Annotated in this window: 7 protein-coding genes; 3 read left to right on the top strand and 4 right to left on the bottom strand. The window is 56.7% G+C overall.

The genetic code is table 11. The features are described from left to right. Positions 1 to 907 (bottom strand): D-cysteine desulfhydrase family protein (locus QNK41_RS11350; protein WP_319256824.1); only part of this gene is annotated, 907 nt, incomplete at its 3' end. Between the two features lie 536 nt (positions 908 to 1,443). On the opposite strand from QNK41_RS11350, the gene QNK41_RS11345 reads away from it, so the two are divergent. Together QNK41_RS11345 and QNK41_RS11340 are read left to right on the top strand one after the other, a co-directional pair. Beyond that, positions 1,444 to 2,619 (top strand): MFS transporter, encoded by a 1,176-nt coding sequence (locus QNK41_RS11345; protein ID WP_319256822.1) that lies wholly within the window; start codon positions 1,444 to 1,446, stop codon positions 2,617 to 2,619. Between the two features lie 241 nt (positions 2,620 to 2,860). Then, complete coding sequence (locus QNK41_RS11340) at positions 2,861 to 3,934, top strand: sensor domain-containing diguanylate cyclase (RefSeq protein WP_319256821.1); 1,074 nt, start codon at positions 2,861 to 2,863, stop codon at positions 3,932 to 3,934. Here QNK41_RS11340 and QNK41_RS11335 read toward each other — a convergent pair. From QNK41_RS11335 to QNK41_RS11325, 3 genes are all read right to left on the bottom strand, one after another. Beyond that, positions 3,926 to 4,996 (bottom strand): HD domain-containing phosphohydrolase, encoded by a 1,071-nt coding sequence (locus tag QNK41_RS11335; RefSeq protein WP_319256820.1) that lies wholly within the window; start codon positions 4,994 to 4,996, stop codon positions 3,926 to 3,928. The two genes, QNK41_RS11340 and QNK41_RS11335, sit on opposite strands and share 9 nt — an antisense overlap. A 126-nt stretch (positions 4,997 to 5,122) precedes the next feature. Beyond that, positions 5,123 to 6,094: a calcium/sodium antiporter gene (locus QNK41_RS11330; protein ID WP_319256818.1), complete on the bottom strand. Its 972-nt coding sequence runs from the start codon at positions 6,092 to 6,094 to the stop codon at positions 5,123 to 5,125. A 159-nt stretch (positions 6,095 to 6,253) separates the two neighbouring features. Then, the gene (locus tag QNK41_RS11325; protein WP_413815143.1) at positions 6,254 to 7,231 is read right to left on the bottom strand and encodes a nitroreductase family protein; all 978 of its coding nucleotides are present in this window, start codon (positions 7,229 to 7,231) and stop codon (positions 6,254 to 6,256) included. A 118-nt stretch (positions 7,232 to 7,349) separates the two neighbouring features. Between QNK41_RS11325 and QNK41_RS11320 the strand changes: the two genes are divergently transcribed. Further along, on the top strand, positions 7,350 to 8,216 hold the full coding sequence (locus QNK41_RS11320) for a YitT family protein (RefSeq protein ID WP_319256814.1): 867 nt from the start codon (positions 7,350 to 7,352) through the stop codon (positions 8,214 to 8,216). Positions 8,217 to 8,499: the final 283 nt, after the last annotated feature.

Raw genomic sequence — 8,499 nt, 5'->3', positions numbered from 1 at the left:
CCATCATTCCGAAATAAGCCTTGCCGGTGTATACCGGATCCAGCACCACCCCTTCCAGTCGCACCAGGTCACGGATGGCGGCCAGTTCCTCGGGCTTTGACAGGGCATAGCCCCGGCCCACATAGCCGTCTAAAATCTCGTAAGGCGGGATGCCGCTCACTTTTCCGACCAGCCAGGTTTCATTGAACTGGCGACAGATGGCATCGATGATCGCCACAAAGTAATCCCTGTTATCACAGACGTTCACACCCACCACGCTGACGTCTGCACCTGAAAGCTGGGCGCCCAGTGCCAGTCCGGCGGTGGTGCCGCCGGAGCCGGTGGCGCAGACCACGGTGGTTGGCTTCACATCGTCGCCATCCAGACGCCTAAGGTCTGCCGCCAGCTCCTCCATTTCGGCCACGTAGCCCCAGGCGCCCAACGCAGTCGACCCCCCTTCGGGAATGATATATGGCTCGCGCCCCTGGCTGCGCAATCGCCGGGCCTCCCGATCGAATATCTCATCACGCGCCCGGTATTGTTCCGGCGTAATCCAGACAATTTCAGATCCCGCCAGGCGATCCAGCAGGATGTTGCCGGAAAGCGCTGGCGGGTTGGCCGGATCGTCCGTGCGAAGCAGCAGCAGGGAGGAGAGGCCGGCCCTCACCGCCGCCAGGGCCGCGGCCCGGCAGTGGTTGGACTGGGCCCCGCCGCAGGTGATCACCGTGTCGGCGCCTTTGGCCAGCGCATCGGCCAGGATAAATTCCAGCTTGCGGACCTTGTTGCCGGACAGCTCGCTGCCGGTGAAATCGTCCCGTTTAAAAAAGATCTCCACCCCGGCCTGTCGGCTGAGCCGTTTCATCTTCTGCAGGGGAGTCGGGGTGTTGGCCAGTTGAATACGTGGGGGAAACAAATCCGCTGATAGCATGCCTATGTTCCTGAAACTGAGGTAATTGGAATGAGTCAAAGATGCGATGAGAACACTTTCTCTTTTTACATCAGATGGACGGGAAAAGACAAGGGGCCTCTGATTCTTCAGAAAGCCCTGAGCACGGATGGTGAAAGGTTTAAAATGATGGCGTTATCGCGTTTTTTGAACCCTCCTCGCGGCCCCGATGATCGGGATCTCTGCTTCGCTCCGACAAGCCACGGGGAAGCTCCACCGAAAGGATGAACATCGATTTCCAGTCCGCTTGCTATCGCGGTTCAACCGGCAAGTGCAGGGTAAAGGTGCTGCTTTTTTTCAGTTCGCTTTCGGTTAGCGTAAAATTAGTTTTTAATGAGGCTGCGATTTGTTGAGCGGGTGAAAGGACGGGTTGTCCACGTTTATTCCGTCTTGACCTTCGCATCAGGGTTGCCTACTATGCCGGCTTTTTCTATCGTGTGTTGAAGCGGACCTGGAAAATTGTCGGTCCGAATAAAAACCATCCCCCAACCAATCAACCCATGAAATAAATCGAACTCATGAAACCCCACAATCAAACCAACCTGAAAGTCCTTTTCGCCCTGACCCTGGTCCATTTCACAGGCGATTTTTACAGCGCCTTCACCACGCCCCTGTTTCCCGCGTTTATGGACAAACTGAACCTGACCCTGGCCCAGGTGGGGCTCATCGCCGGCGTCAGCCGGTTTCTCTCTTTCATCGTCCAGCCGGTGGCCGGTTACCTGGCTGACCGTTACCAGGGCCGCGCCATCATTCTCGGTGGCCTGCTCATGGCGGTGGTCTTCATTCCCCTTTCCGGCATCGCCGGCAGCTACGGGATGCTGATGCTGTTCATCGCGTTGGGGTCCGTGGGGTCCTCGCTGTTTCACCCCTGCGTGGCCGGCATGATTCCGCTCTATTCCGGCAATCGCAAAGGCTTTTCCATGTCCGTATTCAACACGGGCGGGACACTGGCCTTCGCCGTGGGTCCCTTTTTCATCACCGCCATCGTGGCCGCCTGGGGCCTGGACGCCATGCCGTTCACCATGGCCATCGGGTTGGCGGTAATGGTCTACCTGCGGGTGGCGGTGCCCTCCCCAAAAAGTGAAGGCATGGCTTCCCTGGGATTGATGGGCACGCTGAAGAAACAGTTCGGCACCGTATGGAAATCCATTTTTCTGATCTGGCTGGTGATGGTCCTGCGGGCAGTCGTGGGCCAATCGTTCATGACCTTCATGCCCGTACTGTTGGTGAGTCAGGGATACTCCCTGGTTTCCGGCGGCCTCATGATCACCGTGTTCACCCTGGCCGGCACCGCCAGCGGCCTGATGGCCGGATATCTGGCCGACCGGGCGGGGGCCAGGCCGATCTTCCTGGTTTCCCACCTGCTGATGACACCGGCCCTGCTGGTGATGCTTTCCCTGTCGGGTTCATGGATCTACGGCGGCGTATTCATGGCAGGCTTTTTTGTGCTGGCCACCCTGCCCCTTGGGGTCACACTGGCCCAGGAGCTGGCGCCGGGCGGGCGCTCCATGGTCTCCAGCCTGATGATGGGGCTGGCCTATGGTCTGGGCGGGGCAGTAGCGCCGGTGGTAGGAAAATTGGCCGATCTCTATTCGGTAGCTACCGTACTGTGGGCCGTCTCCTTCATTCCTCTCGTCACCGTTCCTCTGATTCTTATGTTTCCACGGATTAATCAGACGACGGAAGTCGAATGACGGAAGTCAGAATACTGAATCTGAAAATACCAATATAACGATCATGAAACGGCATGGACGAAAAAGCGCCACTGCCCTCATCGACAAGCATGGGGTCATTCAGTTTGTCCTGAAAGGCGTTCCAAAAAACCAGAATTTCTTGTATAAGTTGAAACAGTTTCACAAACTGGCGAAAGCAAAATGGTATGGGTTTACCCATATTGAATAGGGCCCCCATTGGGTCGCCTCAAAGGATCTTACCATGAAAGCGGAACTACCAGACAACGAAGCTGCTCGTCTCGAGGCACTGCTTGACTATCGGATATTGGACACGCTGCCGGAGGACTCTTACGACGACATCGCCTTGTTGGCTTCCGAGATTTGCGGCACGCCCATGGCCGCGATGTCATTGATCGACAGCACCCGGCAATGGTTCAAGTCCAAGGTGGGTCTCGCGATTTCAGAGACGGCCCGCGACGTCGCGTTCTGTGCCCACGCCATTCTTCAACCCGATATCACCGTCGTCAGCGACGTCCATGCCGATGAACGGTTCGCGGACAATCCGCTTGTCAATGGGGAGCCGGGGATACGCTTCTATGCCGGTGCACCCCTGGTCACGCCAACTGGCGAAGCGTTGGGCACGCTGTGCGTAATCGATCAAATCCAACGCGAACTCACCGATGCTCAGCTCAACGCCCTGCGTGCCTTGTCCCGGCAGGCCATGGCACAGATGGAGCTTCGCAGGCTGATCGGCCTGCAGGAACAAAACCAACAGATGTTGAAAGACTACCAAAACAAGCTTGAAAAAACGAATGAGCTGTTGCAGAAACTGAGCGTTACCGACGATGTCACCGGATTTCAAAACACGCGCTTCCTGCACCAGTATATCGACCGGTGCTTGAGTCCTGCCTCGGCTGCAATAGAAAAATTGACCCTGGTATTTTTTGATATGGACAACTTCAAGCAGGTTGTGGACCAGCATGGGCATTTGCTTGGTGCGAAGGTCTTGAAGGAAGTCGCAGAGGTCGTGCATTTGCATCTTGGCCCGGAGGATCGAATCGTTCGGTACGGAGGGGACGAGTATATCGTCATTCTTCCAGATCAGGGTGGTGAGGAAGCGCTTAAGAAGGTAGAAGCGATTAAGACGGGGATCAGCTCGAGCGCCTATCTCCGGCAGGAGAAAATTAACCTTGGCGTCACGGCCTCCTTTGGACTGGCTACGTTCCCCGATGATGCCCGGGACAAGAAACAACTCCTCATGGCAGCAGATCAATGTCTGTTCCAGAGCAAGAAAGAGGGAAAGAACAGGATCTCCAGATGTAGATATTCAAAGTGACTGCATCTGCGTGGTGACAAACACCGAGGCCGACTTGGCGCTCTTAAAATGAAAGCGTTCGCCCTCCACCAGGTCCAGGCAGGCGGAAACCACATGGGGATCGTAAAGGGTGCCGCTGTTGCCAGTGAGTTCTCCCATGGCTTTTTTCAATCCCAAAGAGGGGCGGTAGGGCCGGTGGGACCCGATGGTTTCGAAGACATCGGACACGCTGAGGATCCTGGCCTCGAGCATGATGGCTTCCCCGGATAGACCGTTGGGATAGCCCGAACCGTCCATCCGTTCATGGTGCTGGAGGACAATATCCGCCAACGGCCACGGAAAATCGATCTTTTTCAGGATGTCGTATCCCGACTGCGCGTGGGTCTTGATCATTGCGTACTCGGGGCCGGTGAGCCTCCCCGGTTTGCAGAGGATCTCCCCGGGAATGGTGAGTTTTCCCAGGTCGTGGATGACGCTGGCCATTTGCAGGCCATAGATCCGATCCTTTGAAAGTCCCATCTCCCGGCCAATGGCGCAGGCCAGGTCGGCCACCCGGTTCTGGTGGCCCGATGTATACGGATCGCGCATTTCGACGGCCAGCGCGATGGCCTGGACCGCCCCTTCCATGGCTTTCTGGAAATGAACCGCGTTGCTTCGCAACTCTTCGGCGGTCTGTTTTAGCTTCTCCCGGGTCTGGCGTTCACGCAGCACCCGCTTGAGACGGGCCACGATCTCCGCCAGTCGGATGGGCTTTTCGATAAAGTCGCTGGCGCCCTGAGCGATGATCTCCTCATAGGCAAAATTGTTCACCAGGCCGGTAATGATGATCACATCGGCATCAAAATGGTCCTTGATCTGGCGGCACAGGTCGAGGCCGCTCATTCCCTTCATCTGGACATCGGAAATGACGACCTCCACCGGATCCGAATTTAAGATCCTCAAGGCCGCCTCCGCACTCTCAGCGGTGAGGCACCGGCATCCGGAGGCCTCGATGCCGTAGGAGAGGATATCACGAATATCGTCATCGTCATCCACCACCAGGACCAGGGGGGATGGCGAATCAGGGGTGGCTATGGATATCATCGAACTCCTTGGATTGAACCCTCCCCGCGGCCCCGATGATCGGGATCTCTGCTGCGCTCTGACCCCGATGAGCGGGATTTTTGCTTCGCGCCAACAAGCGGCGGGGAATGCGCTCGCTATCGCGGTTCAAGACTTTAAAATGAGGAAAGACACATAGGACACGTAGCATCCGAGCAGAATCAGACCTTTTCTGCGGGTAATTGTCAAGTCCCGTTTCATCAGCACCCAGGGCAGCGCACTGATAGCGATCATCACCAGGTAGTCCACCACCAGTCCGCTGCCGATGAAACCGCCGGAGATGGCAATGGGTTTTACCATGGCCGTAGCGCCAACGACACTTAGGAGGTTGAACACGTTGCTGCCCACCAGGTTCCCTAAGGAGATGTCCATCTCTTTTTTCATGGCCGCCACAACGGAGGTGGCCAGTTCCGGTACCGAGGTGCCCAAAGCCACCACAGTGAGTCCCACGAACTTTTCGTTGACCCCTAAAGCGGACATGACGCTCACCGCCGCATCCACAAGCAGATCCGCACCGACGACCACCGCTACCGTTCCACCGGCGATCATCACACACTGGCTCCACCGTTTCTCCATCAGACCGACAGCCGGTGGTGACGCACCCGCAGCATCGGGCATGGTTCGATCGACGCGCACGGCCACCTTGTAATTGAACCAGGTATAGGCAATGATGCCGCAGAAAAGAATGACCCCTTCGAGCCTGCCGATAACCGAATTGAACGAAAGCAGCAACAGGAAGGCCGAGATGGCCAGCATGAGGGGAATATCCCGGGTGATGACAATACGGCTGGTCGTCACCGGCTGAAACACGGCCGTAAGTCCCAGCACCAAGGCGATGTTGCAGATATTGCTGCCCACCACGTTTCCCAGAGCGATCATGCTCTTACCCTTGGCGGCGGAGACCAGGCTGACCACCAGTTCGGGCGCGGAAGTGCCGAATGCCACCACGGTGAGCCCGATGACCATCGGCGTCAGCCCCATGCCGCGGGCCAGCGTGGATGCGCCGCGGACCAGCCAGCCGGCACCATAGTATAGCAGCAGAAGACCTGCTGTGAATGCGATCAGATGGGTGACGGTCAATAAAACTCGCCTTCCTGAGGCCGATGAAAAATTAGCCCTTATTCAGTTGCCGCCCATGCCAAGTGTCACATGCACCGGGCGGAACGCTGCAGCAATATGACATCGTTGTCGACTGAATGCAACGGTTGCCCTATCGAAATTGTTTTTAATCTGAACCATTTAGTGAGTATCTCGGGAGCCCGCATAGCGGATCACGACCGGTTTCCGGCCGGCCACCCGATGATAGGTTTCATCGGGCCAGCCGATGGCGATCACGGCATAGGGGGTTTCATGGTCGGGGATGCCCAGCATGCGGACGATCGATCGGTCCCGCCGCATGGCTTCGATGACAAAGCCGACCAGGCAGGTGCCAAGCCCCATGGCATGGGCGGCCAGCAACATGTTTCCGGTGGCCAGCAGGGCATCTTCGGACGGACAGGACGCATCCTTGTCCGCGGCCACCACGATGACGGCGGTTGCACCGTGAAACAACAGGTCGCGCTCACCCCGGTCCCAGGCTTCCAGCCCCATTTCCACAGTGGCATAATGCTGGTGATAGTAGGTGTCCAACTCCGGCCTGCCAATCCATTTGAGGACCGATCTCAGCCATCGCTTTTCGGCCATGTGGTTGGTCTGCCTGAAAAAATCACCCACCCGACGCCCCAGCCGGTTGACGGCCCGGCGGTCCGGCAGGATGGTGAAGGTCCAGGGTTGGCAGTTGGAGCCCGACGGCGCGGTAATGCCCGCCTTGATCAGATCTTCTAAATGCGGTTGATCGACCGGACGGTCTGAAAAATTGCGACAGGAGCGCCGTGAACCCATGAGATTGACCAGGCTGGCGGTGTCGAACCGGCCATGGGGAAGCCATTTATTATCGGCCGGAAAAGTTTGGAATTGCGACAGCCCGGGATCCACCGCCGCCACCCGGATGGCATCCACCGGACATGCCGCCGCACAGTGATCGCAGTTGAGAGACTCGCTGCCCCGGACCACGGCCGTGCCGTCTTGAATGACCAATGTCTCCTTGGGGCACACCGGTATGCACATCCCGCAGCCGATGCATTGCTCAGGGTCGATGGTCGTGGTCACTTCACGAAGGGTGGACTCTTTTTGGGTGTCCGTCATTTTTTTAGGCCCTGCCGCTTGACACGAGTCGATGCAGCGTTAGTATTGTCATTTTTGAAATTTTCCCAACGGGAATAGCGGCGATTATGATTGAAAAAATTAGTCCGGCAGGCCACGGTCAGCATGCCTTCCGGAAAAAAGGAAAAACCCCATGAAAAAGCTCCTGTATCACCGGTTTATCTCATCCGTGCTGTGGAACCTGCTTCTTATCTCGGCAGGCTCCATCGTCTTTGGCATCGGACTGAAGTCCATTGCCGTTCCCCACGGGTTCATCACTGGCGGTATTTCGGGCCTGACCCTGCTCTTTTACTATGTCAGTGGTCTCCTGTCACCCGGTTTGTGGTACCTGATCGTCAACATTCCCATCTTTCTGATCGGCTGGATCCATGTCAGCAGGCGTTTCTTCCTTTACAGCCTCTATGGCATGGCCGCCTTATCAGCGTCGATCGACCTAATCCGATTTTCCTTACCCATCCACGAACCGATCCTGGCGGTGTTGGCCGGCGGCGTGCTGATGGGCGCCGGCACCGGCATCATTCTCCATTCCTTGGGGTCTGCAGGTGGTATGGACATTGTCGCCATCATCTTCAACCAGAAATTCAACCTGCGCATGGGCACCTTCTACTTCGCCTTCAACATCGTTCTGTTCATGTTCAGTTTCGGGTTTCTGGACGCCGACCTGGTGCTTTACTCCCTGTTCATGAGCTTCATTTCGTCGCAGACCCTGGACTACGTGCTGACCATCTTCAACCAACGCAAGATGGTGTTCATCATTTCCGATCTAAACGATCGCATTGCCAAGGAGATCCACACCCGTCTCAGCCGGGGCGTCACCTTCCTAAATGGAAGCGGGGGGTATACGGGAAGGGCCAAAAAAGTGATCCTCACCGTGGTTCACAACTACCAGCTGAAACGGGTGGAGGAGGCGGCCCTGTCCATCGACCCGGAGGCTTTCATCATCACCGAAAACACATTCAACGTGTTGGGCAGGGGGTTTTCCAAACGGAAAGTTTACTGACGGTTCAGGTCTCTGGTCTCTGGGTTTGAGCTTTGAGCTTATCAGCTATCCGGTTCAGGGTTCAGGGAAAAGAGACCGGTGGAATCACCTCTGTCAAGATGAAACAGCGCTGTCGGCGCCCACGGGCAAAACGGGTACCGGCAGCGCTTGTTTTTCTTACGTGCTTCTATAGATCCGAATCTGTCGGCGTTTCTTCAGGGTCCTTCTTTGGCGCCGCGGGCTCACCATATATGATATACCCACCTTCCTCGCCGGAAAATAAGCCGGGCCCCAGCTTCTCATC

The organism is Desulfosarcina sp., assembly GCF_033791525.1.
GTDB lineage: Bacteria > Desulfobacterota > Desulfobacteria > Desulfobacterales > Desulfosarcinaceae > Desulfosarcina.
This window is presented reverse-complemented; position numbering and strand designations above follow the sequence as displayed.